22 protein-coding genes are annotated in these 26300 nt (G+C 43.7%); 6 read left to right on the forward strand and 16 right to left on the reverse strand.

Annotated elements, in window-relative coordinates; translation table 11 throughout:
• Positions 1-972: 972 nt before the first annotated feature.
• From mgtA to BR06_RS0101260, 3 genes are all read right to left on the reverse strand, one after another.
• The gene (gene mgtA, locus BR06_RS0101250) at positions 973-3501 is read right to left on the reverse strand and encodes a magnesium-translocating P-type ATPase (RefSeq protein WP_031479324.1); all 2529 of its coding nucleotides are present in this window, start codon (positions 3499-3501) and stop codon (positions 973-975) included.
• 354 nt (positions 3502-3855) lie between these two features.
• Positions 3856-4716, reverse strand: a complete 861-nt coding sequence (locus tag BR06_RS0101255) for a DNA polymerase III subunit delta' (RefSeq protein WP_031479326.1) — start codon at positions 4714-4716, stop codon at positions 3856-3858.
• A 2-nt stretch (positions 4717-4718) separates the two neighbouring features.
• Entirely contained in the window at positions 4719-5999 is a 1281-nt protein-coding gene (locus BR06_RS0101260) for an adenylosuccinate synthase (protein WP_031479328.1), read from the reverse strand.
• Positions 6000-6375: 376 nt separating this feature from the next.
• Here BR06_RS0101260 and BR06_RS0101265 point away from each other — a divergent pair, with 376 nt between their 5' ends.
• Entirely contained in the window at positions 6376-7671 is a 1296-nt protein-coding gene (locus BR06_RS0101265; RefSeq protein ID WP_235727636.1) for an MltF family protein, read from the forward strand.
• Here the strand turns inward: BR06_RS0101265 and BR06_RS0101270 are convergent.
• Positions 7606-7995 carry a hypothetical protein gene (locus BR06_RS0101270; protein WP_031479332.1) on the reverse strand — a complete coding sequence of 130 codons (390 nt, stop codon included), beginning with the start codon at positions 7993-7995 and terminating at the stop codon, positions 7606-7608. The genes BR06_RS0101265 and BR06_RS0101270 overlap by 66 nt on opposite strands.
• Before the next feature lie 176 nt (positions 7996-8171).
• Here BR06_RS0101270 and BR06_RS0101275 point away from each other — a divergent pair, with 176 nt between their 5' ends.
• The 3 genes from BR06_RS0101275 to plsY all read left to right on the forward strand — a co-directional run bounded on the left by BR06_RS0101275 (position 8172) and on the right by plsY (position 12322).
• The gene (locus BR06_RS0101275; protein ID WP_031479334.1) at positions 8172-9446 is read left to right on the forward strand and encodes an IMP cyclohydrolase; all 1275 of its coding nucleotides are present in this window, start codon (positions 8172-8174) and stop codon (positions 9444-9446) included.
• A 193-nt stretch (positions 9447-9639) separates the two neighbouring features.
• The gene (locus BR06_RS0101280; protein WP_031479336.1) at positions 9640-11703 is read left to right on the forward strand and encodes a ribonuclease catalytic domain-containing protein; all 2064 of its coding nucleotides are present in this window, start codon (positions 9640-9642) and stop codon (positions 11701-11703) included.
• A gap of 34 nt (positions 11704-11737) precedes the next feature.
• On the forward strand, positions 11738-12322 hold the full coding sequence (plsY, locus tag BR06_RS0101285) for a glycerol-3-phosphate 1-O-acyltransferase PlsY (protein ID WP_031479338.1): 585 nt from the start codon (positions 11738-11740) through the stop codon (positions 12320-12322).
• Between the two features lie 140 nt (positions 12323-12462).
• Here the strand turns inward: plsY and BR06_RS0101290 are convergent, their stop codons facing one another.
• Together BR06_RS0101290 and BR06_RS0101295 are read right to left on the reverse strand one after the other, a co-directional pair.
• Positions 12463-14037, reverse strand: coding sequence for a response regulator (locus tag BR06_RS0101290; RefSeq protein ID WP_031479340.1), 1575 nt, complete (start codon positions 14035-14037; stop codon positions 12463-12465).
• 32 nt (positions 14038-14069) lie between these two features.
• On the reverse strand, positions 14070-15224 hold the full coding sequence (locus BR06_RS0101295; RefSeq protein ID WP_031479342.1) for an ATP-binding response regulator: 1155 nt from the start codon (positions 15222-15224) through the stop codon (positions 14070-14072).
• 221 nt (positions 15225-15445) lie between these two features.
• Between BR06_RS0101295 and BR06_RS0101300 the strand changes: the two genes are divergently transcribed.
• Both BR06_RS0101300 and BR06_RS0101305 read left to right on the forward strand, forming a co-directional pair.
• Positions 15446-15673, forward strand: a complete 228-nt coding sequence (locus BR06_RS0101300; RefSeq protein ID WP_031479344.1) for a hypothetical protein — start codon at positions 15446-15448, stop codon at positions 15671-15673.
• Positions 15674-15829: 156 nt separating this feature from the next.
• A complete protein-coding gene (locus BR06_RS0101305; protein ID WP_156952629.1) occupies positions 15830-16129 on the forward strand; it encodes a hypothetical protein in 300 nt (99 codons plus the stop codon).
• Positions 16130-16276: 147 nt separating this feature from the next.
• On the opposite strand, the gene BR06_RS0101310 is transcribed toward BR06_RS0101305, so the two are convergent.
• From BR06_RS0101310 to BR06_RS0101355, 10 genes are all read right to left on the reverse strand, one after another.
• A complete protein-coding gene (locus tag BR06_RS0101310; protein WP_031479348.1) occupies positions 16277-16951 on the reverse strand; it encodes a CBS and ACT domain-containing protein in 675 nt (224 codons plus the stop codon).
• A gap of 101 nt (positions 16952-17052) precedes the next feature.
• On the reverse strand, positions 17053-17805 hold the full coding sequence (locus BR06_RS0101315; protein WP_031479350.1) for a methyltransferase domain-containing protein: 753 nt from the start codon (positions 17803-17805) through the stop codon (positions 17053-17055).
• Positions 17806-17809: 4 nt separating this feature from the next.
• Entirely contained in the window at positions 17810-18412 is a 603-nt protein-coding gene (locus BR06_RS0101320) for a hypothetical protein (RefSeq protein ID WP_031479352.1), read from the reverse strand.
• The gene (locus tag BR06_RS0101325; RefSeq protein WP_031479354.1) at positions 18409-19587 is read right to left on the reverse strand and encodes an aminotransferase class I/II-fold pyridoxal phosphate-dependent enzyme; all 1179 of its coding nucleotides are present in this window, start codon (positions 19585-19587) and stop codon (positions 18409-18411) included. Before BR06_RS0101325 ends, BR06_RS0101320 begins: the two co-directional genes overlap by 4 nt.
• A gap of 203 nt (positions 19588-19790) precedes the next feature.
• The gene (locus BR06_RS0101330) at positions 19791-20015 is read right to left on the reverse strand and encodes a hypothetical protein (protein ID WP_031479356.1); all 225 of its coding nucleotides are present in this window, start codon (positions 20013-20015) and stop codon (positions 19791-19793) included.
• Positions 20012-22168: a hypothetical protein gene (locus BR06_RS0101335; protein WP_031479358.1), complete on the reverse strand. Its 2157-nt coding sequence runs from the start codon at positions 22166-22168 to the stop codon at positions 20012-20014. Before BR06_RS0101335 ends, BR06_RS0101330 begins: the two co-directional genes overlap by 4 nt.
• Before the next feature lie 172 nt (positions 22169-22340).
• Complete coding sequence (locus BR06_RS0101340; protein ID WP_051676856.1) at positions 22341-23003, reverse strand: hypothetical protein; 663 nt, start codon at positions 23001-23003, stop codon at positions 22341-22343.
• Entirely contained in the window at positions 23003-23509 is a 507-nt protein-coding gene (locus tag BR06_RS0101345; protein WP_031479362.1) for a hypothetical protein, read from the reverse strand. The genes BR06_RS0101340 and BR06_RS0101345 overlap by 1 nt, the downstream gene beginning before the upstream one ends.
• On the reverse strand, positions 23506-25599 hold the full coding sequence (locus tag BR06_RS0101350; protein WP_031479364.1) for a hypothetical protein: 2094 nt from the start codon (positions 25597-25599) through the stop codon (positions 23506-23508). The genes BR06_RS0101345 and BR06_RS0101350 overlap by 4 nt, the downstream gene beginning before the upstream one ends.
• Positions 25600-25601: 2 nt before the next feature.
• Positions 25602-26195 (reverse strand): hypothetical protein, encoded by a 594-nt coding sequence (locus tag BR06_RS0101355; RefSeq protein WP_031479366.1) that lies wholly within the window; start codon positions 26193-26195, stop codon positions 25602-25604.
• Positions 26196-26300 lie beyond the last annotated feature (105 nt).

Consider the following 26300-nt stretch of genomic DNA (forward strand, 5'->3'; position numbering starts at 1 on the left):
TGATATTTAAATCCCATAATGAGCCTGACTTAGAGGCTCGGCCAGAGGGGCTACCAAACGCGAGAGTTCTGTACGGATCTCCTTAGTGGGCCTAGGAGAAACTGGAAACAGCCGGGCATCCGGCACAGCGAAATGGCGGAACCCCTACAAATGGTTAAGACGCGTTTTTAGTAGAAACTCGTAAGTAACAGATTCAAAACACCCCGATCGGAATTCAATATTCTGATCGGGGCTTTTTTTGTACTTTTTTCCGTTTTTATAAACATAAAAACAGCTCATTTTGACATTGAGAGCTAGCTCTAAAAAACTCAATCATAAGTGAATTATATTGTAATTCTACGATTAAACTCAATAAAATTCATATTTATTCAAAAAAATCAACTTCGAAACACATACATAACATACTAATATAAATACAATTATTACCACTACATAGTTTGATGTAAAAAAAAGAACCAACAAAATACTAAAAACATGTTGACGGGTATCTTCAGCGGGCGTACATTCTAGTCAACGGTAAGGGAAAACCTTAAAGCAGTTTTTCTTACTTAACCCCAACGGGAGTGAATATAGTCTTGAAATCACTTTCACATAACGAGCCGCCATTGAAGGCTCAAGCTGAGGGGTAATCCTACTGCGAGAGTTCTATAAGAATCTCCTCTTCGGGCCCACGGAGAGACTGGAAACAGCCGGGCAATCCGGCACAGCGATTAAATGGAACCCCTCAATGCGGTTATAGCGCGTAGTTCGAATTAACTCGAAACCAACAAATTAAACAGTTAAGTAGTTGAAAATCGTATTCTGAATTAACTCGGAAAAAAACTGATTTAAAACGATTTAAGAGTTTAAGCGCGTATTTAAGTAACTTGGAAAAAGTATCTAACCCCCGGTCGGACTCATTTGTCTGACCGGGGTTTTTTAATGGGCAACGTAAAATTCGATACCTACATACTCACAAAAAATTCACACCCTCTATCCACCAACATGCTTATAGAACAGCTTCTTTGCATACTCAGCCCCAACTACGTACAGACCTACGATTACCCACATAGCTACCAAAAAGCTTAGCGGCAATGGCTTGAAGCCTAGGAGTGGCGCAATTGGACTATATGGAAGCACGTGCACCATCGCGATTACAGCAAGAGTCGCATACACGAGATGCTTGCCAGGCTTACTCTTATAAAATGGAAGTCTGGTGCGGATAACAAGTACAATCATTGTCGCTGATACAATCGATTCCAGAAACCAGCCCGTCCTGAACTCTTCCGGTGAAGCATCTAAAATATAGAGAAGAACGCCAAAGGTCATGAAATCAAAGACTGAACTGACTATACCAAAAACGATCATGAACTTTTTGATAAACCCGATATCCCAGCGGCGCGGCTTATCAATATTGATTTGATCCACATTGTCAGTGGCAATGGTCATCTCAGGCAAATCGGTAAATAAATTGGTAAGCAAAACCTGCTTCGGCAATAACGGCAAGAATGGCAGAAACAAGCTAGCTCCTGCCATAGAGAACATATTTCCGAAATTAGCACTGGTTGCCATGAACACATATTTAAGAGTGTTCGCAAAGGTTTTGCGCCCTTCTATTATTCCATGCTCGAGCACGCCTAAATCTTTTTCAAGCAGCACAATATCTGCTGTTTCCTTTGCAACATCCACGGCGCTATCGACTGAAATCCCAACATCGGCAGCTCTGAGTGCGGAAGCATCATTAATTCCATCTCCCATATAGCCGACGACCTCGCCCGCCTTTTTGAGCGCAAGCACAATGTCTTCTTTTTGGTTAGGTTCTATTTCTGCAAAAATATTGACCGAGCGCACGCGCTGAACCAGAGCTTCATCGCGCATAATATTTATATCTGAACCAGTCAAAATCACTGGATCTTTTAAACCTATTTCCGAGGCAACCTTCGCAGCAATATGCCTATTATCTCCAGTGATAACTTTTAGCGAGACTCCCATGCTATTCAGCTTGGCAATGGTCTTAGCAATGCCCTCTTTCGGAGGGTCCCAGAATGATAGAAAGCCAATGAAAGTCATATCGACTTCATCATCTTTATTCACTTCAGCACCAAATGGGAATTCACGCTTCGACACCCCAAGAACCCGAAAACCTTGCGAGCTGAACTCCTCAAACTTGGCTTGAACGGTATCAACAACATCCTCAATATCCACCACTTTTCCGCTATAAGTCACAGCTCTGGTGCATGAATCTAAGATATTACTTAAGGCCCCTTTCGTAACCATGACAGACTTAGTATCGCCCCCTTTTTTAACAAGGACACTCAATCTTTTACGGATAAAATCATACGGAACTTCGTCTGTTTTCGTATATTCAGAAACATCAAACGATTCCATGGACCGGATAGCTTCATCAATCGGACTTATAAAACCAGTTTCAAAATATGAATTGAGATAAGCATATTTGAGAATCGCTTCACTCTCTTCGCCATGAATATCGTATGCACCTTTAAGCCTAACCGTACCATCGGTAAGAGTACCCGTTTTATCCGAGCATAAAACATTCATGCTTCCAAAATTTTCTATAGATGAAAGCCGGCGCACTATAACCTTATGCTGCGCCATACGTTTTGCACCATTCGCGAGATTAACACTGATTATTACAGGGAGAAGCTGTGGAGTAAGTCCCACTGCAAGGGCCAATGAGAACAAAAGTGAATCAAGGATTGGTTTATGAAAATAGACGTTTACCGCAAAAATTATAACAACCAGAACAAACGTGACTTCCATCAGAAGGTAACCGAATTTTCTAATTCCACGTTCAAATTCAGTTTCCGCTGGACGAAGTTTCAATCGTTTTGAAATTTTACCAAACTCAGTCCCAAGAGCAGTTGAGACAACAACAGCTTTACCCTTTCCACTCATGACGTGAGTGCCCATGAAAAGACTATTTGATCTTGCGGCAAGTGGAGCATCTAGCGCACGAGGGACTGCATCTTTTTCTACGGGAAAAGTTTCGCCCGTGAGCGCGGCTTCGTTAACAAATAAATCTCGCGATTCGAGTATTCGGCAATCACCCGGAATGCCCTTTCCGGCGTGAAGTTTAATTATATCTCCAGGGACGATTTCATCAACGGGAACTTGAATACTAATCCCACCACGCATTACATCTGCCTTGGTCTCAACTGTCTCAAGCAGTGATTCAACAGCGCCAGCGGCTCCTTTTTCCTGCCAGAATCCAAGCAATCCACTAGCTAAAATTATCACCATTATGATGATGGCATCTGAACTATCACCAAGGGCAACGGAAAGAATTGCGGCACAAATAAGTATGATTATGATGGGACTTTTGAACTGTTCAATAAATAAATATAGCAAGCTGTGATGAGCTTCTTTCTTAAGAGTATTAGGTCCAAACTCTTTAAGCCGAGCCTCTGCTTCATCCTGATCAAGGCCAGCAATACTCGACTTTAAATCAACCAAGACCGAATCAGAACTCTTGCTCCAGAAATTATCGCTAAATAAACCCATATAAAACCCCGTTCATTTGGAACATTGTAATTGGCAAACAAATTCAAACCACTACTCAATTACAACAATATCAAACAAAAAGGGAATTAATAATTAACTTCCCCCCTAAAAGGGAGTCCAGAGGGCCCATGGCCTTCTGGTCCAGCGGAAGGCGAAATCATCTGATTCCTAAAGCCCGCAGAGCAATCAAGCCTTAAAAAGCGTCGCAGACATATAAAATTTAAGTGTAGATTAACTTTTTGTGGAATTACGAAATACATGAGTGCATGAAGCTCAAGTGTGAAGGCACGAGAGTATGGGAAGATTGCGAATGCGTGTGGTGAACTGTGCGTAGAAATTAGTAAACTAAAATTTTTATCTTCGTTTGCGGGGCATGGCGGCGGTGCAAACCCAGTCGAGTACGAGGGCTGGGTTTACGTTGTAATTTAGTGAATCTTGCGCTTTGCCTAGAACGAGATCGAGCCTGCGCAGTCCTTTGGGATCGAAAAGGCCGGACATTGCGCTTGCTGCTGGAGTCATTTCAGGATTCATCAAAGAATTACGAAGCTCTCTCTGACAGCCTATGACGACTTTCAACGCCTGCTCCTTGGTAAGAGCTCCCTTTGCAGAAGTTCGTGCAAACCAGCCCTGCCCTGATCGCCAGAAAGTAAGCATACCACTTACCCACTCAGCTACTTCGGGGCTGTTATTAACCTCTGTGGGCCACGCAAGAGTTATTACCCAGCTTCGCGACACTAAAGTTCCGAGGAGTCTTTCGCGTTGCGGTGCTGTGAGAACAAATACATTTCCGGGACGTGGTTCTTCGAGAGTCTTTAGGAGGGCGTTGCCGGAATTAAGGTTGAGGTGCTGTGCTTCCTCAACAACAGTAACGCGAGTACCTCGGCCATGGGGCGGTTGGCCCCAGACCGAGAGATACTTGCGAACATTATCTACGGGAATATCCTGTTTCTCGACACCATCTTCGTCGATGCGGTCAATCAATAGGAAATCATTGAAGGCGTTATCGGCGATTTGAAGACAGGACTGACAACTGCCGCAGGGAGTATTCTCACCTTCGCAATTGAGCAGACAAGCCCAGTAACGGGACATGTCCAGCCGGTCTTCGGCGGTTCCACCTTCAATTAGCAGGCACTGCGGAGGCTGCAAAGCCAATTTGGCTAATCGGGGCAGAACTATTGTCTGCCGTGATGCAGTCTCTTTTATGCCTGTAAACATACTTATCTTACTATTGTCTCAGCTCTATCGGGACCAACGGAAACGATAGCGACTTTAACTTCGGACAATTCTTCGATGCGTGCGATGTAATTCTGAGCAGCCTCTGGAAGATCGTCGTAACTGCGTGCAGTTGTGATGTCTTCGGACCAGCCCGGCATGGATTCATATACAGGCTCTACGTGAGCCATTCCGTTCTGTTCCTGCGGAGGATAAGCCACTTCTTCGCCGCGATATTTGTAAGCTACACAAATTTTAATTTCATCAAGGCCGGATAAAACATCAAGCTTGGTGAGAGCAAATTCAGTGAGATCACAAAGACGAGCAGTTTCACGGATGATGACCATATCGAGCCATCCGCAACGGCGTTTTCTGCCTGTAGTTGCGCCGAACTCATGGCCGTTCTTCTGTAAAGTTTCACCAACGTTGTCGAAAAGCTCAGTAGCGAAAGGTCCACTACCAACTCTCGTGGTGTACGCTTTAAGAATTCCGATGATACGGTTCAGACTACGAGGTCCACAACCAGCACCAGCAGCAGCGTTACCTGCAACAGTATTAGATGATGTTACGAACGGGTAGGTTCCGTGATCGATATCAAGCTGAATTCCCTGCGCTCCTTCGAAAAGAACCATTCCGCCGTCTTTGTTGACGTCCTGAATGACTGAAGAAACATCGCCAAGGAAAGGCTTAATTCTCTCTGCAACAGGAAGTATATGCTGATAAACTTCTTCTGGATCAAGAGGTTCAACATTGAAAAGATTTTTAAATAAAACATTTTTTTCCTGAAGAGCATCAACGATTTTAGTACGAAGAAGTTCAGGATCAGCTAAATCCGCAGCGCGAATACCGACACGATTCATTTTGTCCTCGTAACAAGGACCGATTCCGCGACCAGTTGTGCCGATTTTGCTATCATCAGATTTGACAGACTCTCTGCAGTTGTCCATCATTCTGTGGTAGGACATGATAATCTGTGCTTTTTTACTGATTGTCATGCGCTCAGGTGAGACATCAATGCCCTTAGCGTCGAGACCGTCGATCTCTTTAAGGAAAACTTCGGGGTCTAAAACAACTCCGTTCCCAATGAGACACTTCTTACCGGGATGAAGAACGCCGGAAGGGATAAGATGAAGGATACACTGTTCGCCAGCAACTACGAGAGTATGACCCGCATTGTTTCCACCCTGAAAACGAACAATTGCGCCTGCCTGCTGTGCAAGCATGTCCACAATTTTACCTTTGCCTTCATCGCCCCATTGGGTTCCAACTATTACCGTATTCGACATTCCTAAGTAGCTCCTTGGGCAGTTTTCTCTAACGGAAAAAAGACCCGCGAGATTTTTCTGCAATTTGATGACTTGATAGCGACACTGCGTCTGACGTATAGATATAAAAACGAATTCGTTTTACCGCCATCTTTTTTTCCCTAAAAAAGAGAAAATATTGTATTTTGCACGGCAGACGGGTTTTTTGCGTAAAAAATTATTGAGGATAATGTCAATACACTTTAGTAAATTAAATCGCCCAACAAAGGGCACTTTGACACTTTTTTCACAACATATATTCAATATTGTTGCGTACTTACTGTGTCTTTCTGCTATTTTATTTTTATATTTAATAAAACACGAATTCCCTCTTCCAAAGACCATTCGAGTCGCGGCTGTGAACATTGAAAGAAATTTCCCGAAACTTTCTCCATGGGGTCCAGGATTTGACCGCGAAATATTAGATGAATTCAGCAATTATAGCAACATAGAACTAGAAATAACTCCATATCCGACCCATAAAGAAGCCTTCGAAGCTCTTTTGAAAGGCCGCGCCGACTTGCTGCTAGCAAGCGGTTATAACCCTAGTATATTCAAACCATCTATCCCTATAAAAGCTGGGCCCGTTTACGAAAAAAGCCCTGCACTTATTCTGCATAATATCCGTAGATTTGAACTTAGAACTCCATTTGAGCTATGCGACCAGACTATTTTTGCGCCTAAACATTCAGGACTTCAAAAGATATTTGATGACCTGTCGGGCTATCTTGTCTGCAAACCGACGCTTATTACCAGCAGCAACGCGACCCATCTGGCTCCGCTTCTTAAGCTAAATGATGATAAAAATTTCAGGTTCCACCTCGTTGAGGCCGGAGCATTTAAACCTCTTCAACCTTTTTTACATCGACTTCGAGTAACAGATAACTTTGGCGACGATCTTGAATATCGCTGGTACTGGCGTGATGACATTCGCGGATTGTCCGAAACTAGCGAAGATTTCTGGAACCAGATCACGACCAACGGAACAATTGAAGATAAACGCGAAATGTATTTTGGTTTTATTCCAGATGAAACAGACTTCTACGAACTATACTCTCTGCGTAAAGATATAAGAGAAAAACTTCCATTTTATCGCAAATATATTCTTAAAGCGGCAAAAAAATATAATATTGACCCACTGCTCCTAGCAGCTGTCATGTATCAAGAGTCGCGATTTGATCCGCTGGCCCGGAGTAAAACCGGAGTCAGAGGATTAATGCAATTAACCGAAGACACGGCCCAACTCATGGGCATCTCCAGCAGGCTTGACCCCGAACAGTCTATAACTGGCGGGGCCAAGTACTTAAGATTTTTATGGAATAAATTAGGTAGCCGTGATGTTGATGGCTGGAACCGCTGGCTATTCACTCTTGCGGCCTACAATCAAGGGCTAGGTCACGTCTACGATGCAATAGATATTTCTGATTACCTAGGAAAAGCACCCGACACGTGGAGATCTTTAAAACAGATCTTTCCTTTACTGACCATGCCCAAATATCATTCACAGACCCGCTATGGGTACACTCGTGGATATGAAGGTGTCGATTACGTAGAAAGCATTCGCTACTACTATTATACAATGAAAGGGTTAGCTATCCTTCCGGGACGTGAAGCTAAGTACCTTACGCCTTTTCTTGTCGTCCCCGCCCCCTGATTCTCCGTCTGACTTAGAATCAGACTTCTGAGCTATTCCTTCAAATTGCGCTTCATCGCTTTTTACAGGAACAAAATCAGGCCTCGGAGACATGGCCTCCGGCCCGCAAGAATCTGCCCAATGATAATTGAAAAGCTGGTTTTTAAGGCGTACGGCCTGTATCATGCCGAAAACAACTGCTGCTTCTTCCCACTTTCTAGTGGGCTCGAATTCAGACACTGTGGCTTCATATTTATTCCATAGCGCAGTTAAAGAAGCTTCATCGTAAGCGTTAAGCTGCCTTGCTAACTTCAGCAGTGCTTTTTCCATATAACCTTCAGACATTTATTATCTCCAGATAAAGTAGTGACCGAAGTTATTAAAAACATAAACATTCATAAAAAACCTCCGGCCGGGCAAGCCTAACAAAAAGCGGGGTAACACCGCAATTCAAAATTGCCCACCGGGTGATGCTGTGCTATTAGCGTTCATCCACAAGGCAATAATTCAGGAGAATACCCATGAGCGATCTCAAAAAAATGTACAATACTCTTTCTCAGGACCCCTTTCCTGCGGACATGACAGTCCGTTTAGGTGAGCAGGAATTAACTTTCAAAAAAAGAACCTGGGATATCGAAGGTGAAACCAAAGGACTTCGTTACGGCGAAAATCCTGATCAGCCCGCAGCTCTTTATGAACTAGTTGCTGGCGGACTCGAATTTGATGGTGTTAAATTTCGCGGAGAAGGTCAGGGACTTGTCTCAGCTTTAACCGAAGAAAACATGCTTCAGGCAGGCAAACACCCCGGTAAAACAAACCTTACCGACGTTGATAATGCGCTGAACATCCTACAATATCTTTCAGCTAAACCCGCAGCTATTATCCTTAAGCATAACAACCCTTGCGGCGCAGCATGGTCCGAAGAAGGCGTAGGCAAGGCTCTTGAAAACGCATTTCAGGCTGACCGCATCGCAGCTTTCGGCGGAGCTATTATTGTTAACCGTCCTTTGACAATGGAAGCTGTTGAAGTCATCGACAACGCATATTTCGAAGTTGTAGCAGCTCCTGCTTTCGAAGAAGGAACTCTGGAAGTTCTTAAGAAACGCAAAAACCTTCGAATTCTCCAGATCCCGGGAATCATGAATCTCGATAAACTTATCGGGCAGCCTTTCCTCGACATCAAGTCGCTCATGGACGGCGGCATGGTTATACAGTTTTCTTTCCGCAACAAAATCCTCAGCGCAGACGACTTCATTCCCGCTTCAGCTGAAAAAGACGGTACCAGCTACACAGCTCGTACCCCTACAAAAAAAGAAGCTGACGATCTCTTATTTGCATGGGCAGTTGAAGCAGGCGTAACTTCTAACTCAGTTATTTTCGTCCGCAACGGTGTAACCACCGCTATCGGAACTGGCGAACAGGACAGAGTTGGTTGTGTTGAACTTGCTGTGACTAAAGCGCGCACTAAGTATGCTGACCTTCTAGCATTTGAAGAATTCAAAATGTCTATTTTTGAACTCAAATTGAAAGCTATGAAAGATAAAGAAGCTGCAGCCAGCCTCGCTATTATTGAAGAAAAAGCTATTAGAGCCAAAGGCGGACTTATCGGGTCTGTTCTTGTTTCTGACGGTTTCTTCCCTTTCCGCGACGGCGTAGACATCTGCATGGCAACCGGCATTACTGCTATTGCTCAGCCCGGTGGTTCCATTAGAGATAATGAAATCATTCAGGCTGTGAACGAAGCTTCTCCGCAGGTTGCAATGGTCTTCACCGGACAGCGCTCCTTTAAGCATTAGGAACGGATGATTCAAAATGGTGATTTCTATCCAATATGGAGAGTTCGCACCGTTTTCAATACCAGACTAATTATGATACGAAACCTCCCCGGACACCTTGTAAGAGGTGCCCGGGATTTTAGATATCCACTAAATTTCAATCAAGTACGCACTAACTCTTTCCGCACATATCGCGGCGGAGTTCGGGAATTAAATGTCTTTATTTACGGATGGGCGTTATGTCGCGCCTGGAAATATTGTAGAGTTTATGCATGGCAATCAGCCCCAACTTGCTTTTGTAATTGAAGAGCAAGCCGGCAAGCTAAAACTCTACACGATTAATAAGCGCGAAACGAAAATGCCTGCCGCCCGTGTTTTACCATGGGTTGGGCCGCAATATTCTCCTGATGCGTCGCGCCAGGAAATGCTGGACCTGATGATAAGTCATCAGGAAAACCGCGGAGAGCTCCAAGCTGGACTTGATGTCATGGATATCTGGGAGCTTGCACAGGGAGAAGTAGAAAAAGCCCCGCTTACGTGGTTTGCAGGTTTGCTATGGGAAAACCCTGATGCTGACCAGATTTCAGCCATGGGACGAGGGATGCTCGCGGCTAAAACTCACTTCAAATTTCAGCCCCCTGAATTTGTGATTTACACCGAAGAAAAGGTTGAACAGCGACTTTCTTTACAAACTGAAGAAAAGCAACGCGAAGAAGCCATGACGGCTGGACAAGAGCTTTTCAAAGCGGTCTGGGCTGCTCGTGAAACCGGTGGGACAATTCGGCCTGATCAAATTCCTGACATGTCTGAAGACACTGCCGAGAGCTTGAAAGCGTTCCTGCTTGAACGCATTGCCGGCACAAATGATGAAAAATCTCACAAAATGTGGATCGGTCTAAAAAAAGCACTTCCAGACCATCCTCATTTAGCTCTTCTTTTAGCTCAGGGATGGGGAATAATACATCCGCATCACAACTTTCTATTTAACGAAGCTGACTACGTTCCAGACAATAGCTGGGCCGCGGATCATGCCGAAGAAATTGACAGAATCATTAAGTCCGTTGAGAGCAAAGCCGCAACTCCATGCCCGCTTGCCATGCGCAGTATTGATGCCGCAACGACCCGCGACATTGATGACGCTTTCAATCTTGTAAAGAATGATGACGGCGGCTACACGTTAACCATTGCTCTTGCTCGCCCCTGCATGGATTGGGATTTTGGAGGAGAACTGGACAAAGCCGCATTCGACAGAGGCACCAGTATTTATCTTCCTGAAGGCACCAGCCACATGCTCCCCGAAGAGTTGGGCATTGGTGCTTTAAGTTTATTTGCAGGAGAAATCAGACCTGCGTTGATTACAACTTTCGAGCTGGACTCCAACGGAGAACTGGATTCAATTCATCCTAAAAATGGATGGGTAAAAATCACAGATAACAGCACCTATATCGCTGTTGAAAAAATGCTTGACGAAGGCACAGATGATGAAATGACTCTGGCTTATGAGTTGTCTGAAAAACTTATTAAGCGCAGAATAAAAAATGGTGCTGTGGTTATCCGTAGACCGGAACCGGACCTTTCCCTTGAAGGCTGGCCTGAAAAGCCGGTTGTGAAACTTGCGTCCAAAGAAGACACTCAAAAGGCTGACCAGATTATAAGTGAATTTATGATTCTGGCGAACTCAGGTCTCGGTAGATTCGCTGAAGAGCATAACTTCCCGCTTCTATACAGAACGCAGGATATTGCTATTCCATCTGATTTAAGCGGAATTGTCACTGAGCCGCACGAAATTTATAGACGTGTCAGGCTAATGGCTCCTCCACAGATGGAGACAGTTCCTAAAAGGCACGCAACACTAGCTGTGAGCGGATACAGTCCCATAACGTCTCCACTCAGAAGATATGCAGACTTGATAAATATGGCTCAGCTATGCCACTATTTACATGAGGAACTGCCCCGCTGGAACAGTGATGAATTAAAAGAAATGGCCAGCACGCTTCAAACGCGACTGCAAGCTGTAATTAAGATCCAAAGGTTCAGGCCTAGATATTGGAAACTTCTCTACCTTGCTCAAAACAAAAAGAAATGGCAGTCCGCTGCAGTTGTTGACGATGGCGGCCAGCTGGCATCGCTTTCTATGCCGGAAATTCAGATTAATGTCAGAGTTCCACGGCCAATGCTCGGAGATAAACTATATCCGGGACAACTATTTCAAATCAGGTTCAATAAGATTGATCCGCTGACAAATGAACTCAGGGTCGTTGAAGCCCTCGAAGAATAATTCTATTAACATAAAGACTTAAAGGAGTTTGTCCATGCTCTGGATATTCTGGTTGCTATTTGCTTATTTTCTCGGATCACTGCCATTCGGGCTTCTGATTGCAAAAATTTCTTGCGGTATTGATCCCCGTAATGAAGGTAGCAAAAACACCGGAGCTACAAATGTAGCCCGTCTCTGCGGATTCAAATACGGAATCGCTGCACTAATTTTAGATATCGCAAAAGGTTTTATCCCTGTCGCTATGGCATCACAATACAGCCACAACTGGGTGTTCCTATCACTCGTAGCTCTAGCAGCAATAATTGGTCATGTCTTTTCCATCTTCTTGGACATGCGTGGAGGAAAGGCTGTTGCAACATCAATCGGCGCTTTTTTAGCAATTGCCCCTGCGGCAACAATTTGGGCCGTACTTTTCTGCGTGATAGTTATTCTATTATCAGGATATGTTTCAATGGGATCATTAACCCTTGCAGTGGCTCTTCCTGTTCTGGCGCTATTCACCGGAAGCTTTGGAGCGGTAGTCCTAGGTTGTGCTATCACTTTGATTCTATTCTGGACTCATAGAGAAAATATCCGCCGCCTAGCTACGGGTGAAGAAATCTCATGGAAAAAGAAATAGTATAGATCAGCAATCCTGACTTACATGACGGAACTGCCGTCAATATCAGCACAATAAAAAAGCCCGAAATAACCTGCAAATGATGCAAGGAAATTTCGGGCTTTTTTTAATTTATAACAATCTAAAATAATCTAATATAATCAGTCTTTATACTCTAAACGGACAGCCATAATAAGATCGAGCTTTTCAAAGAACACATCCACAATTGCAGGATCAAACATAATTCCGCGATTCTTTTTTATAAATTCAAGCGCACGATCAACATCCCAAGGGTCTTTATAAACTCTTTGCGAGCAGAGAGCGTCAAAGACATCAGTGATGCAAGTTATCCTTCCGGCAATGTCTATCGCTTCACCTTTAAGACCTCTAGGATAACCAGATCCATTCCAATACTCATGATGCTGATGCGCAATAATTGCTGCCGTTTTGAGCAGTTTTCTATTGCTGGCAACAAGAATGCTATGCCCGATATCCGTATGGTTTTTCATTATTTCAAATTCTGCAGGAGTCAGCTTGCCGGGCTTTAGCAAAATTGAATCTGGAATCCCAATTTTTCCGACATCATGCATAGGAGAAGCATAATACAATTCATCCACATATTCAGAGTCGAGAGAAAGAGCTTCCGCAAGAATTCTAGTTATTTCTGAGACTCGCACAACGTGACAGGCTGTTTCCTTAGAGCGATTTTCTACAACCTCTCCAAGCATCCTCACAATCTCTTTCTGCGTATCTAGAATTTCTTGATTCAAATAAAGATTGTCAAACGCGATGCCGACATTATCGGAAAAAATGCGAAGCAGATCTTCATCCTGCTTATTATGAACAGGCCCACACCCCTCAACATATAAAAGGTGGGAACCCTTTTGCCTTGTAGGCAAAAATCCTAAATAATCACCACCAAAAAACTGGCCGCGACCGACACTTCGAATCTCATCAAAATGCTTTTTCGTCTCACTGGAAATTTCAGGACAATCTTCAACAGTGGTGTTGCATTGAGAATACTTGCCAGTTGACGCAATAATGTTCATTGGCCCCTTGGCTGCACTGGAAACAGCAAAGCCACTGCTCTCCATATAAACTGAGTCCCTCAGACCTAGCAAAGATATAATCTGAGTCAAAACCCCCTGTGCCAAGTGCTCAATGGATTTCTGCTTAAAAAGATTTCCAGAGGCTTCAATTATGTGCTTCAGCCCTTTTCGGTTTTGATCAATGACAGTAATATCCCGATACGAGCGCAAGGCAGAGAAGACAGATGTAAACAATCTTTGGGCCGTCAGTTCACCCTTGTGCTTATAATCATTAATATCATACTCGATGATTACTTTGCGCTCTGGAGCCTGCCCCGGCTGTCCGGTTCTGAGAATAATGCGGACCATCTTATTACCCATTTCTTCACGGATAATTCGAGCGACATCCAAACCCGCATGAGTCGTTTCCATAACAACATCAAGAAGAATGACAGCAATGTCCGAATGCGTACGCATGATTTCAAGAGCCTCTTCACCAGTGTAAGCGCTAATGAATTCCAGTTTTCCACCCTCAAAACTAACATCATCCAAAACAAGGCGAGTGGTACTGTGCACATCTTTTTCATCGTCAACTATAAGTATTTTCCAGGAGCGAGCTGAATCACAAACATAAGAGCTACTGTCATCAGTGGTCTCTTCGGCAAAAAGAAGTTCATCATTTCCATCAGTTTCTTCATCAGCAATCATACATTTCCTCTCTTAAATATTTAACAGCCAAATCAAATAGGTACTGTTAAAGAGAATACGGCCCCGTGGGGGGTGCCATGTGAAACTTCTAGTGTCCAATTATACCCATCAACAACCCTGCGGACTATGCTCAGCCCCATCCCTACAGCTTCAGGGCGTTTAGTAAAAAAGGGATCATAAATATATGGTAAATCAATATCATCAACCCCGGGGCCATTATCCGAAATGCGTATCTGGCAGAGCTCAGAATCTACCTCAACAGCAAGCTCCACCTGCGGGGAAACATCATCGCTGAAGAAAACAGCATTCTTAAGTAATTCTAAAATAACTTTTTTAAAAAGATCTGCTCTGGAATCCACAACAGCCCTCTTAAGGCTCACAACAAAATCAACCTTCTTGCCTAATGTTGCAGCAAAAACCTTAGTATCACTGACTACATCTTCAAGAAGCTGAAAAATTTCTGAATTTAAGTGATCACAATTATCAATAGAGGCATACTCAGACACACTATCCACCACCTCTTCCAGCCGACGAGACTCTTCGGTGATCGTGTTCAGATACTGCGCTACGTCTGAATCAACTTCAAATTTGCGCAAGGCAAGATTTGCGAATCCTGTGATTGTCATTGTTCTATTTCGTATTTGATGTGCCACAGACATTGCAAGCTGTGCAAGGCTTACTCTATTTTGCTCGATCTTGCACAAATCACGATAAGAGCGAAGAGCAGTTGTAATGGAAGTATTCAACCTCTGGGATGTAAGCTCTGCCTTCTGCCAATAGTCATTGATATCAAGATCCGTAATGACTTTATGTTCAGGAGCAATCCCGGGTTGTCCAGTTCTAAGGATAATTCGTACAAGTGAGTTATTAATAAAAGTTCTTATCCTGCGAGCAACATCCAAACCAGCAGTGCTCGTTTCCATAACAACATCTAAAAGAACTACAGCTATGCTGAAGTCCTTCTTAAGAACACCTAAAGCTTCTTCCCCGGAAAAAGCACTCACAAAATCAAGACTACGCCCTTCGAAAGCGTAATCCCCAAGAACCATTCGAGTCATAGCGTGGACATCCGGCTCATCATCAACAATCAAAACACGCCAAGGCTCTAGCTTTTTTACAGACGCCTCATCGGCATCCTCACCAGTAAAAAGAAGTTCATCATCGGCAAACAACTCTGTATCCTGCATCAAAAACCCCATACGCCAATTGCATTTTTATTTCGTCGTGGATTTAACATAACTCAGTTCGAAGTAAATTTAAATATATTGTTACGCAAAATCGTGTTTTTTATTAAATTAAACACTGAGATACTCACAATCAGACACCTCGTAGCAACAATGATTTTGTCTTGTCATTATGAGCCACATCATCTAGTCTTGCATGGACAATTTTTTAAAGGAATAATCAAATGGAAATGCTCATAGTTTTAATATCTATCATAGTCTTTGCTTTTATTATTTATTCTGTTTACTCGGGCCGCAACTCAAAATTGATCCAAAGAGAAAGAGCTTTAGAACTCAAAGAAGCTCATATGAATAAATCAATGGACCGCGTAAAAGCAGAGATAACAGCTATTGAAAATGAAATAAAAAATGCGGAAGCTTACTTCGGTGAGCTTTCAGATGACACTCAATAGTTTTTTTCTCATCATAAACAAAATACGAATGGTACACACATGATCATAGCCGCCTGCCTCATATTAGTTGCTGCAATAGCAACTGTATTTTTTTGCAAATCAATTACCACAAGTTTTGATAAAAAAAACAACAAGTTGATTGAAAGAGAGCACAACTTGACTATTGCACAAAAAGAACTTGCAAAAAAAAGGCGGGACCTAAAAAGGGAACTTCTCAATATCAAAAAGAGCATTCCAAGCGAGAAACAGCCAAAAAAAAATCAGCCCGCAGCAAGCACGGCAATTGATTTAAAAGCATGGATAAGCAGCAAACAGACAATCGACGACAGTCAGTTTAATGCTGCAGAAAAATTTGCTAAAGATAAGAATATGGGAATATTGTCAGCAATGCTTACGCTCGACATCATTTCCGTTGAAACTTATGAAGAAGCCAAGAAAGTTAAATTCAGTCAATAATTTTACAATACTTATCATTGCCAAATAAAAAGTTGCCGCACCGGACATTTTCGATGCGACAACTTTTTTTTCGTTTAAAGCATATTTTAATGGCAAATCAGCGAAAACCAAAGTCGGCTTTACTAAAAAAATATGTAAATAAATCACTTAATCTTTGAAAGTTTCACCCTTATGGACGTGATATTTCAATCCGTATGCTTTTTTAAGATGCACGACTAAGGCGGTAATAGAGTCATCATCAAGTTTTTGGACCCATATGAAAACTCTTCTAAGTCCATGGTCAATACCTTCGTATGAGGTAAAAACGGTTGAAAGCCTGATCCCTCTCGCCCACAAGTCATCCAGCAAATCTTGTAAAGCTGTCGAAGAATCTTCCAGAATAAATGCAAACTGAGAGCTTCCGCGATTCACACCTGTGACCGTTGTTAAAAACCTGTAGACATCAACTTCGGTAATAATGCCGACAAGGCCGAATTCATCTACAACGGGCAGTCCACCAATTTTATTATCAAGCAAAATACTGGCGGCAACTTCCATACATGTGTCCGGATCAACAATAAACGGATCATGGGTCATTATATCTTTTACTTTAAGCCCCTTAAGACCTTCACCCACAACAGACGCTCTATCTCCCGGCAAAAATTTCGAAGGCATCGCATCCCGAACATCTCTATCGGATATAATCCCAATAACAAGACCAGAGGCCTCAGTTACAGGAATTTGTCTAATTCCTCGTTCTTTCATCATCTCAGCTGCATCACTTATCGACGCAGCGGGGAAGAGGGTTATCACCTCTTCAGTCATCCAATCCCCAACTAGCATATACAACTCCTAAAAATTCGTAACCCCAGAAACTAATGAATAGTCTGCCTACAAAGCAAAAAAGTCAAAAAGAAAGAGACTTTAATCTTCATCGCGCATGACTATAGCATTTCACCCGAAGCATACAACACCTCATACGAAGCGCGTACCCCTTGTTCTCCACCATATGTTTTTTCATATTCGTCAAGGAAACGTAGATACCTTTCCTTTCCCCAAGAAATATTACCAGTGGATGCAACAGCACCTGTTTTTTTATGATTTCTCAAAAATTCTACAACAGAAGAAAAGTAAACTTCGTGGTGCTCATCAGTAAATTCCACTCTTAGATTCGGGATAGATGAAAGCAAATCTCTATAAAAGACCGCCTTTTGCAATTCTTTAACTGATCCGAATCCCGTTCTGGCACTCACCTCTGCAAGTTCTCCAAGAGTCCCTTTTACAAAAATTGCGATCGAAAAACGACCACCCTTTTTCAACATTTTAAAACTATCAGGAATGGATTTTTGTGGGTCGGCATACCATTGCATAGCAGAAGAACTAACCAGCAGGTCGAACCGCCCTTCTTTAAACGGAAGACTTTCACCATCTGAAGCAACCAGAAGCGGCCCTGCTAATTTTTTCTGCTCCATAAGCATTGGATGAACAAGATCTAATGAAACATAATTTTCGAAGGAAATTCTTTTTTCTAATTCGCTATATAAAAAGCCGACGCCGGACCCTGCGTCCAAAACATTATGGTACAGCCCTTCAAGAGTGTTTTGAGCACACCTATAAGCTACTTTACTCTGGACAGAGGCAGCGTCACCATAGCCGGATGCGGCTTTTCCAAAACATTGGCGAATCCTGTTCTTCACGCTCTTAAAGCCCCTTAATCAAATTTAATAATTCATCTTCAGAAAGTTTATGACCGGAATTAAATGTAACAATCCGTCCGCCGCTGAAACTTTTTGTTACAGACTCAAAAGCTGTTTGGCGCACTATTTTATCATCATTTCCATGCACCAAAATTAAATTACTGATTGCAATATCATTCTCAATTTCGATGCGTGAAGAAATAAGATACTCCAATCCTTCCACAAGCGCACCCACTTGACTGTCAAAAAAATTAATTTTGTTATTTTCGCCGCAATTTTTATGAAAAGAAGCTAGAACGCGAGTGGGATTTTTAGACATTCCAGATATCATTTTGCGAAGGATTCTTTCCGGAAAAGATTCTGTAAAAGACAAAAATGGTCCGATCAAAATGACATTATCAAACTTAGTAAAATGAGCGCGGCATTCTTTTAGTAAAATATGCGCCCCGGTAGACCAGCCCACAAGAGTATTACCTCCACCGCTGATTAATTCCGGCAATTCTTCAGGCTTAAAATCAACGAAAGGAATCAAAAATTTACCAGACTCGGAAATAACGGGATACTGTTCTTTAGCCGTTGCCCATCCCCCAACAAAAATTAAACTCACGACAGAAACTCCCTTCCAAGTGAAACAAAGGATCGCATAATTTTATCTAAATCCTGTGAAGTTAAATCAGCGCGCAAAGAAAGCCGAAGTCTAGCGGTATTCGCAGGGACGGTAGGAGGGCGAATGGCCGCTACGTATATACCTTCCTCTACTAAAAACGCCTGAGCTTTCAACGCCAACGAATTCTCACCCAAAATAACCGGAATGATCTGGCAACCAGAATTACCGCAATCAAACCCTTCACTTTCGAGAAAAATTTTTAAATTGCGGCTAATTTCAAGAACCCTCTCTCCACGCGAATGGTCAGAAACAACTAAGCGTAACGCTGCTAAATTTGCGCCGACAACTGCAGGAGGAAGTGCTGTAGAAAATATAAATGAACGCCCCTTATTTCTAAGGAAAGAAATTAGGTCCGAGCTTCCAGCAACTATACCGCCCAATGACCCGAAAGCTTTGGAGAACGCTCCCATATGTAAATCTACCATCTCTGAAATTTTGCGCTCAAAGCAAAGTCCCTTACCTCCACCGAAGACCCCTTCCGCATGGGCTTCATCTACGACAAGCAAGACATCAAAGTCCGTACAAAGTTGCGCTATTTCCTCGATATGCGCGAGGTCGCCGTCCATGCTGAATATTGTATCGGTAATTAAAATTTTTGAAGGAATATTAGCGAAAGATTCCAATCGTTTTTTTAAATGAGCAATATCGTTATGCCGGTAGCGAACATGTTTGGCTCCCGACATTTTAATGCCATCGATAATGCTGGCATGATTGAGCTTGTCGGAAAAAACAACCGTATGGCGATCGGCAAGTGAGTCCAAAATAGCAAGATTGGCCGCATAACCAGAAGAAAAGAGCATTGAATCGTCCTGCTCCTTAAAAGCCGCAAATTCACGTTCGAGATCTTCATATAACTTGAAATTACCAGTAACTAGACGAGAGGCAGCCGCACCAGTTCCATACTCGCGAGTTGCTAGAACTGATGCTTCGCAGAGCTGCTCGCTACGCGCAAGACCAAGATAGTCGTTTGAAGCAAGATTAAGCAACTTTCGTCCATTGAAGAATAGTTCTTTATCTGCACCGTTTTCCACAGCGGGAATCCGTCTAAAAAGAGAAGACTCTTCAAGATCTACGAGCTCTTTACTGATATGTTTATTAAACCATTTTGACGTCATATTATTCCTAAGTCAGGCTTCCCGAAATAAGCGATGCAAAGTTATATTCGCCTCAAAATATTGAATAGGGCAAAGAAAAATATAATTCATCGAGCAGAATGGCAACCCGTTTTTTCCATAAAAAAAGCGGAGCACTTAAATAAATGCTCCGCCCGGTTAATTATAGTAATCACAACCCCATCAGAGTAATCACTTATCGCCGCCTATTTCAAAATACCATCAACAACACCACTACTCATAATGGATTCAAAAACGTGTTTAAAATCTTCGGGAGTTGCTCCGCCAGTATCACAAATCCTACCCCACGCCCCATGGGTTTCAATGCTCATTTTACTGACATCAAAATCCTCAGTGCGACGCATTTCAGGAATTTCACGGTGAACGGCTACGCCTGACTGCTGATCTACTTTATGTTTTTTTATATTCATAATACTGTCTCCTGAATGTAAATTTTAGCGTTTTTAAATATTAAGCCATCAGAGCCATGAACAGCCATGGCAATTTGTTTTATATCTGGATTTTCAGGCATGCCGACCTTGTCGGAATTAACTTTTATATTGTCCCCAGATATGTCGAAAGAATAGCTCGAAGGGAGCAAATTATGATCAGGTTCTGTAAGGACCTGGCCTATTGCGCCTGCAGCTAAAGAAAAGAGATTGTCCACTTTGCGGGAAGCATAATTAGGGGCTTCTGTGAGTCCTGCCGCTGTTATGTCTGCAGTGTATAGTGTTTCTTCATAAGAGTAAGAGGCGTTGATAGTCGTTGTTCCCCATGCTGCCATTGTATAGGTAGCGTCAACAACTACACTTGTACTTGAACAAGTGTACCCTGCAACTCCATCGTGCGCAGAGGATGGCGCGGATGAAATATATCCACCTGCACCAGAACCACCAACGCCAACAACATACTCCTTCCCTTCCTCTGTAATAAATGGAGATTCAAGAGGGGTTATATTATCACCTGCACCAAACAATGCAGCCGGAGTCTTAGCAACTATCTTAAATGATGTTTCAGACAGTTTCTCACACAGGAACAGGTTTGCAGTTGCCGCCCCTGTGTTTACATGACCTGCCTGTAGGTAAATATTAAGATGTGAGATTGTCACCCCAGTCTTAACCAAGTCACCACACATCCAGATAGGACTTACATATTGGTAGGATAAAGGTGCAGTCTTTGCCGGAATTACTACAGAGCTTTCGTCAATGGCCACAACTCCCGCCTCAAAGTCACCTGCATTTGATTCAAACTTCTGACTTTCAATAAGCTCGTCCAAAGATACAAAACTTGTGGTAGAACTCCCACTGCTTACGTTCACAATCTCACCCTGCAGTGGATTCTTGAACATTTTTGTAGGAGCCTCCTGTAGGTCAATAACCGCAGAGTATACGATGGGGTCACCTGTTGCAGTAACCTCTCCTAAGTAACCTGAACCAGTGTCAGCAAAGAACATAAGCCCTTCAATCAGTTCGGATGAAGACTTAAGCAACTTATCTGTAGTGCCCGCAAGCACTGGAAATTCACCACTCGCAACCTCAATTTCCATTTCACCGCTGACAATCTGTTGCGTATTGATTGCTCCGACAGAATTAGCAGGAACATGAATCCCGTCGTCATCAATAGTCGCACCGGGCCATCCGCTAGAATCGTTTGAAAAAACCACAGTAGGTCCATCATTAACTAAGACATCTTTCACCAAGATCTGATGAACTGCCGTTTCTGAATAAATTTCTCCGCGCTTGCGTTTAATAACATTAATGAAATGCGCAGTATCAATATCCACAGATCCCAAGGTCCAGCTTATTACTGAACCTACAAGCTGAGCCGAACCAAATTCCGCAACGTCAATTTCATAATTTATTAACGAATCTTCAACATAGTCAGTGATAGATATCTCAACAGTTTCACCTTCTGTTGCAACCGCAGGTCCTGCAAGAATTGGCGTATCGCTACGAAGACTATCCAGCTCGCCCCACGCGATTTCTTCCGCTTGATCTTTTGCATACTCAGCGGCAACCTGCGCCGCTTCGGCTCCTGCTCTTGCAACCTCTGCGGCGGACTGCGCAACTTGAGCCTCTGCCTTTGCTGCTGCCGCCCCGCTTTCAGCCATATTGGCCGCATCACGGGAGCTAATGACAGTGTTCATAAACTCCTGCGGCATTAGCTGTTCTTCAGCCGGAGTAGAAATGTCATACTTTAAAGATCTGGCAATTTGCTCCTGCAACTGCTGATCGCGCATAACACCTCGATCAAATGCTTCATTGAGAAGACCGGCAGAAAATGGATCGTTATCCACCAATTCTAGTTCTTGAGAATAAGCAATATCCCTGTATAAAGTGATACTTTCGCCAACCTGAAGAGGGTCGCCCGAAAGAGGATAGCTGACTCTGCCGCCGGATTCTATTTCCGGACCTGAAATCAACTTAAAATCAGTTCCCGCTACCAACTGTTTTTCGACTCCCAAACTGTCACGAACAACAGCCGCTAGATCATCTTCTCTGAAAATCTTAAAATTGAAATCGAATAGAATTTGTACGCCATCCCCCGCAAAGGTAATGTTATTGCTACTTGAAACCACTGTCATAAATTTCTCCTTAAAAAAGTTATCACTAAAAAACCGTCGCCATATATTTATAGGCTACTTCGTAGCCCGGACCTGAAACAGCCGAGTCAGGTCCGGGCTACAAAAAAAATCCGAATAAATTCATGAAGAATTTATTCGGATTATATTTATCAATGTGTAAAATATAAAACTATTAACTAATCAGGCTGGTCAGATTAGTTTCAGCATCATCGATTAGAGACTGAGTTCGACTATTCGCTTCATTATCATATTCATGATCGGAATCATTTTTATCGAGAGCAAGGCTAGTTGCCGTGGACCACAAAGACATATCACCTTGGGATTCATACCTGCCTGCCGCAATATCAGCCTGATATTTTACAACTTCAGCATCATGATTTGCCTGACGGATTGTGTCTTCCTTAACATCCACAATGGAGCCGGAATCCAGACGCACTCCTTTGTAACCTCCGAGAGAATGTTCTCTGCGGTAAAGCTCCCTGCGCAAAGCCGCCAACTTTATATCAGCGTCCTGTCGCACAAGCTGAGCTTCCTTGTAGCTGGTGTCGCGATTATAAACCCCGCCCTGCAGTTCATTCAGGCTTCGCAAATCTGACATTTGTGAATTATATGCGGCTTCACTTTGCTCACTTCCACTACTAAAAACAGATTTACCGAAATCGGTCATCATGCCTATTCCAGAACTGACACTAAAACCTCCGCCACTAGCAGAGCCCATAGCGGAGCCGGCAGCCTGAACGACAGTCCCCGCACTACCTCCGCCTCCACTACTCATTGCACTACCAACGACTGAAGCCGCCATAGAGCCCACTGCTAACATTGCACCTGTTGCCATTATATTCCCTCTCTCTTTTTTATTTTTGTTCCAAGCCTTCTGATCGCACGGTAATAATAATCGCGCCCAAGTTTTATTTTTTCAGGTTCAAACTTAAACCCGCACCAACGATGCCAGAGCGTGCTAGTTCTGTTTCTAGCACAAACAAATGTTTCAAAAGTTGGAAAATCACTTTGCATTAATTCAAGCACCGACAATGAAATCCTTGCAAATGGAAGTGGATTTTCATCTACATCACTAGTTCCCACCAACCATGGAATTCCTACTCCTTCGATCCTTCCGGGAATCACCCCCAAAACGGCATGCGGAACGCCATCAAGGTAAAGCGCATAAACTAACCTCGACAGTTTTACGTCCCCCATGATGACATTCATGATAGAACTATGTGGCCTTAGACCTTCCATGTCTTCGCGGTCGCACAGCCTAGCTCTGCTCGCTACAAGCTCAATATGTTCAGCTGTCGGCACTCCCAAAACTACCTTTGTGGTTTTACCTAATTTGCTCATGAATAGACCGTCACTTCGGGAATAAGCGCAAGTACGGTGAGCGGGAGCGGCTGATCCTGCCTGATGTAAATCTGACCATCGCGATCATATCCACGATTAAATTTCACCTCATAATCTCCGCTAAATAGCGAAGGAGGTCCCCCAACTTTGTCGGCAGAGGTACGGAAAGGGGCGCGCTCCAGATGATCCTCATCATAACCAACCTGTAGTCCTAGAGATTGGAAAAGGCGTACCGTTACATGCGAAATTCTTTTCATGCGCCCTTGAGCTGTTCCCGCCATTGCTCCGCCTTCTAAGCGTAAAGTTTTAAGGTTTGAGATAAAAGGAAGCCCAGCATGCACCACTGACGCGGGGGATGCTAACGTGATGCTTCCGTTCTCAACCACAACTTCAGGGCGCACGGCTCCATCAGCAAGAACCGAAACTTTCTTACCTTCAAGATGGTCAAGCCCCGTGAACACAGTATCAGCTACATCCTGATTGTAGCTAAGGCCTGAATCCACATAGAACGCTCCAACAGAATCTTCACCGTCAAACTGCTCTTCGAGTCGCTCAATGTAATTACGGTTAACGCCTTCAACTTCACGGGCAACGACGACCCAAACCTCTTCCTGATTAGTCCCGGGAATTACGCAAACAGAGCGGAATTGCCCGTCCGTACTATGTCGATGATATCCGACAACCTCATGTTCACGCTGGTAAGTAAGTCCCACGAGCACACCATCATCCCGAACCATCCAAATTACGGAATCTGGTGACTGCTGGTATGCCCATTCTGTGATGGAATTTGACCGAGTAAGATGCTCTGCCAAAATAGTTAAATCGGGCGCCACATAACCATCTGCCTCAAACGAATAAGACAGCTCGCGAATGGTTCTGCCCTCGCGCTGAAGGAAAATCATAATTCCCCCGACAACAACTGGCGGTATCGGCGCGGAACCATGGGTTGTCTCACGCCGCACCATTACAGAATTTGGTGTTACAGAATCTGAACTACCGCCGCCGGAAAGCCACCATTCACCGCCGGAGGTACCCATTATAAGTTTTTTAGAACTGACCATCCAGCGGATGGCATTAACCTGATCTGCAGAGAGCGTGTAAGTACAAGCATCATCATCCACCACAGGAGATGAAACTCCGAAGTCCTCATATGAACCGCTTTTGCTCATCCACACTGTTTGCGGATTTGAAGGGCTTGCGGCAAAGCAAAGGCGCTCCTCAAAAAAGGTTACACAGGAAGGGTAACCCTTATCACTATTCCACTCGGAAGGAGGTGACGAAAAACCTACAATATCCATGGCCCAATCCACATGAGAGGTTCTGGACAATTTATACGGCTGGACCTCGGGATGTACCAAATACATAACGTCAGCGGATTGGGTGAATCTCAGCCTATCTATATCACTCCCAAGATATGAAGTTGGAACTTCTACCGGATCACCTTCAGCATCCACAACAATGCCGCCATCCTTATAGATCCGAATATTTTTATCGGTAAATTCAAGGACGTAAGCCTGCTCAGTTGAGAATTCAAAAGGAATAAGCCGTGTTTTAGGGGCAACCTCACGCACGGAAACTGAATCTATTTGACCAATAAAATCGGCATCTGCACTTATTGCAATCGCCCCAGAACTTCCAGCTTCTAGACGTGAAATGAACTTTCCGTCCGCAATCGCAGACTCGCTTACCCCGCCCCCAGCTGCAACGATATGGACCGATCCGGATTGGAAGTTTGATACGGTGAAACCGATTTCATACGTTTTACCTTCAATCAGACTCAGATCGCGGCTGAGAATAGACTCAACGACCTGAGCACCATTACACGGTGCGGTAGAGTCTAAAACCGACCAACCGGACCCAACGCCCCAATCGTCTGCAGAGGTAAAACAATCACCAAGTAAAAGATCACGCCCGAGGACTTCGCGGATGAAGCGGAATCCAGTTCGACGCGATGCACCGCCGTGGGGATGCGTGTACATGTTTTCCAGAGCAGCCAGCCCATTTGAATATTTCGCGAGATCAACGCGACCACCAAGACGCGGGGAAAGTTCCCCCGCGCTGAAATTGGTCATGATTAATGAAACGGACATAATTATGCCCCCCAGACAGGTGAGTCAGCGCCATAAATACCACGGGCCTCGAGCCACGGATCATTCAAGACCTCGTCCTCGCGTCCTTCTGATGAATCTGCCAATCTGGCTGACTGCATAGCATTCAGGTATAGCGTCCACATTTCTCTAGCTCTGGAGGCAGATCCCGTAATGTCATCAGCCATTTCAGCCGCAAGGCGTGCGGATAATGCCATGATAAAAGAGGAATCAAAGAGCACTGGATTAGTAACTCGGCAGGTATAAACGACTGACGCACCATCAAAATTGGTGAGGATCTTATCGCCTTCAACCACGAATTCATCATCAGGGCTATTCAGTTGACGCAAGTGCAAGCAGTCAACTGGGACCTGATATTGAAATAAAAAGCCAAAAGCTGGACCCTCGACAAGTTTAGCTAATCTGGCCCGACGTGCTGCGAAATTCCAAGGGTGATCTCGAAGGACTGCGTCCCGAACCTGTTCATAAAATAAGTTGCAGGTAACAGCCTCCTGAGAGCTGTCACTAAGCGATTCTATGAGCCTAGCACCAAGTTTTCTAAGAGCTAGATTACAAATTTTAACTTCTGAAATTGCCACAAAAATCTCCTTTCTTTGTTTTGGTTAAGGTTTAAAAACAAACCCAATACAAAGTTAGGATAAGCGACAAGCCGGACCCGAAACAGCCGAGTCAGGTCCGGGCTG

The sequence above is a fragment of the Maridesulfovibrio frigidus DSM 17176 genome, from assembly GCF_000711735.1.
In the GTDB taxonomy this organism is placed as follows: domain Bacteria; phylum Desulfobacterota; class Desulfovibrionia; order Desulfovibrionales; family Desulfovibrionaceae; genus Maridesulfovibrio; species Maridesulfovibrio frigidus.

What these genes read in the sequence shown, in the direction of transcription:
- mgtA (WP_031479324.1), bottom strand. Translation starts at nt 3,501, where the DNA reads ATGGGTTTATTTAGCGATAATTTCTGGAGCAAGAGTTCTGATTCGGTC.
- BR06_RS0101255 (WP_031479326.1), bottom strand. Translation starts at nt 4,716, where the DNA reads ATGTTTACAGGCATAAAAGAGACTGCATCACGGCAGACAATAGTTCTG.
- BR06_RS0101260 (WP_031479328.1), bottom strand. Translation starts at nt 5,999, where the DNA reads ATGTCGAATACGGTAATAGTTGGAACCCAATGGGGCGATGAAGGCAAA.
- BR06_RS0101270 (WP_031479332.1), bottom strand. Translation starts at nt 7,995, where the DNA reads ATGTCTGAAGGTTATATGGAAAAAGCACTGCTGAAGTTAGCAAGGCAG.
- BR06_RS0101275 (WP_031479334.1), top strand. Translation starts at nt 8,172, where the DNA reads ATGAGCGATCTCAAAAAAATGTACAATACTCTTTCTCAGGACCCCTTT.
- BR06_RS0101280 (WP_031479336.1), top strand. Translation starts at nt 9,640, where the DNA reads ATGTCTTTATTTACGGATGGGCGTTATGTCGCGCCTGGAAATATTGTA.
- plsY (WP_031479338.1), top strand. Translation starts at nt 11,738, where the DNA reads ATGCTCTGGATATTCTGGTTGCTATTTGCTTATTTTCTCGGATCACTG.
- BR06_RS0101290 (WP_031479340.1), bottom strand. Translation starts at nt 14,037, where the DNA reads ATGATTGCTGATGAAGAAACTGATGGAAATGATGAACTTCTTTTTGCC.
- BR06_RS0101295 (WP_031479342.1), bottom strand. Translation starts at nt 15,224, where the DNA reads ATGCAGGATACAGAGTTGTTTGCCGATGATGAACTTCTTTTTACTGGT.
- BR06_RS0101300 (WP_031479344.1), top strand. Translation starts at nt 15,446, where the DNA reads ATGGAAATGCTCATAGTTTTAATATCTATCATAGTCTTTGCTTTTATT.
- BR06_RS0101310 (WP_031479348.1), bottom strand. Translation starts at nt 16,951, where the DNA reads ATGCTAGTTGGGGATTGGATGACTGAAGAGGTGATAACCCTCTTCCCC.
- BR06_RS0101325 (WP_031479354.1), bottom strand. Translation starts at nt 19,587, where the DNA reads ATGACGTCAAAATGGTTTAATAAACATATCAGTAAAGAGCTCGTAGAT.
- BR06_RS0101330 (WP_031479356.1), bottom strand. Translation starts at nt 20,015, where the DNA reads ATGAATATAAAAAAACATAAAGTAGATCAGCAGTCAGGCGTAGCCGTT.
- BR06_RS0101335 (WP_031479358.1), bottom strand. Translation starts at nt 22,168, where the DNA reads ATGACAGTGGTTTCAAGTAGCAATAACATTACCTTTGCGGGGGATGGC.
- BR06_RS0101340 (WP_051676856.1), bottom strand. Translation starts at nt 23,003, where the DNA reads ATGGCAACAGGTGCAATGTTAGCAGTGGGCTCTATGGCGGCTTCAGTC.
- BR06_RS0101345 (WP_031479362.1), bottom strand. Translation starts at nt 23,509, where the DNA reads ATGAGCAAATTAGGTAAAACCACAAAGGTAGTTTTGGGAGTGCCGACA.
- BR06_RS0101350 (WP_031479364.1), bottom strand. Translation starts at nt 25,599, where the DNA reads ATGTCCGTTTCATTAATCATGACCAATTTCAGCGCGGGGGAACTTTCC.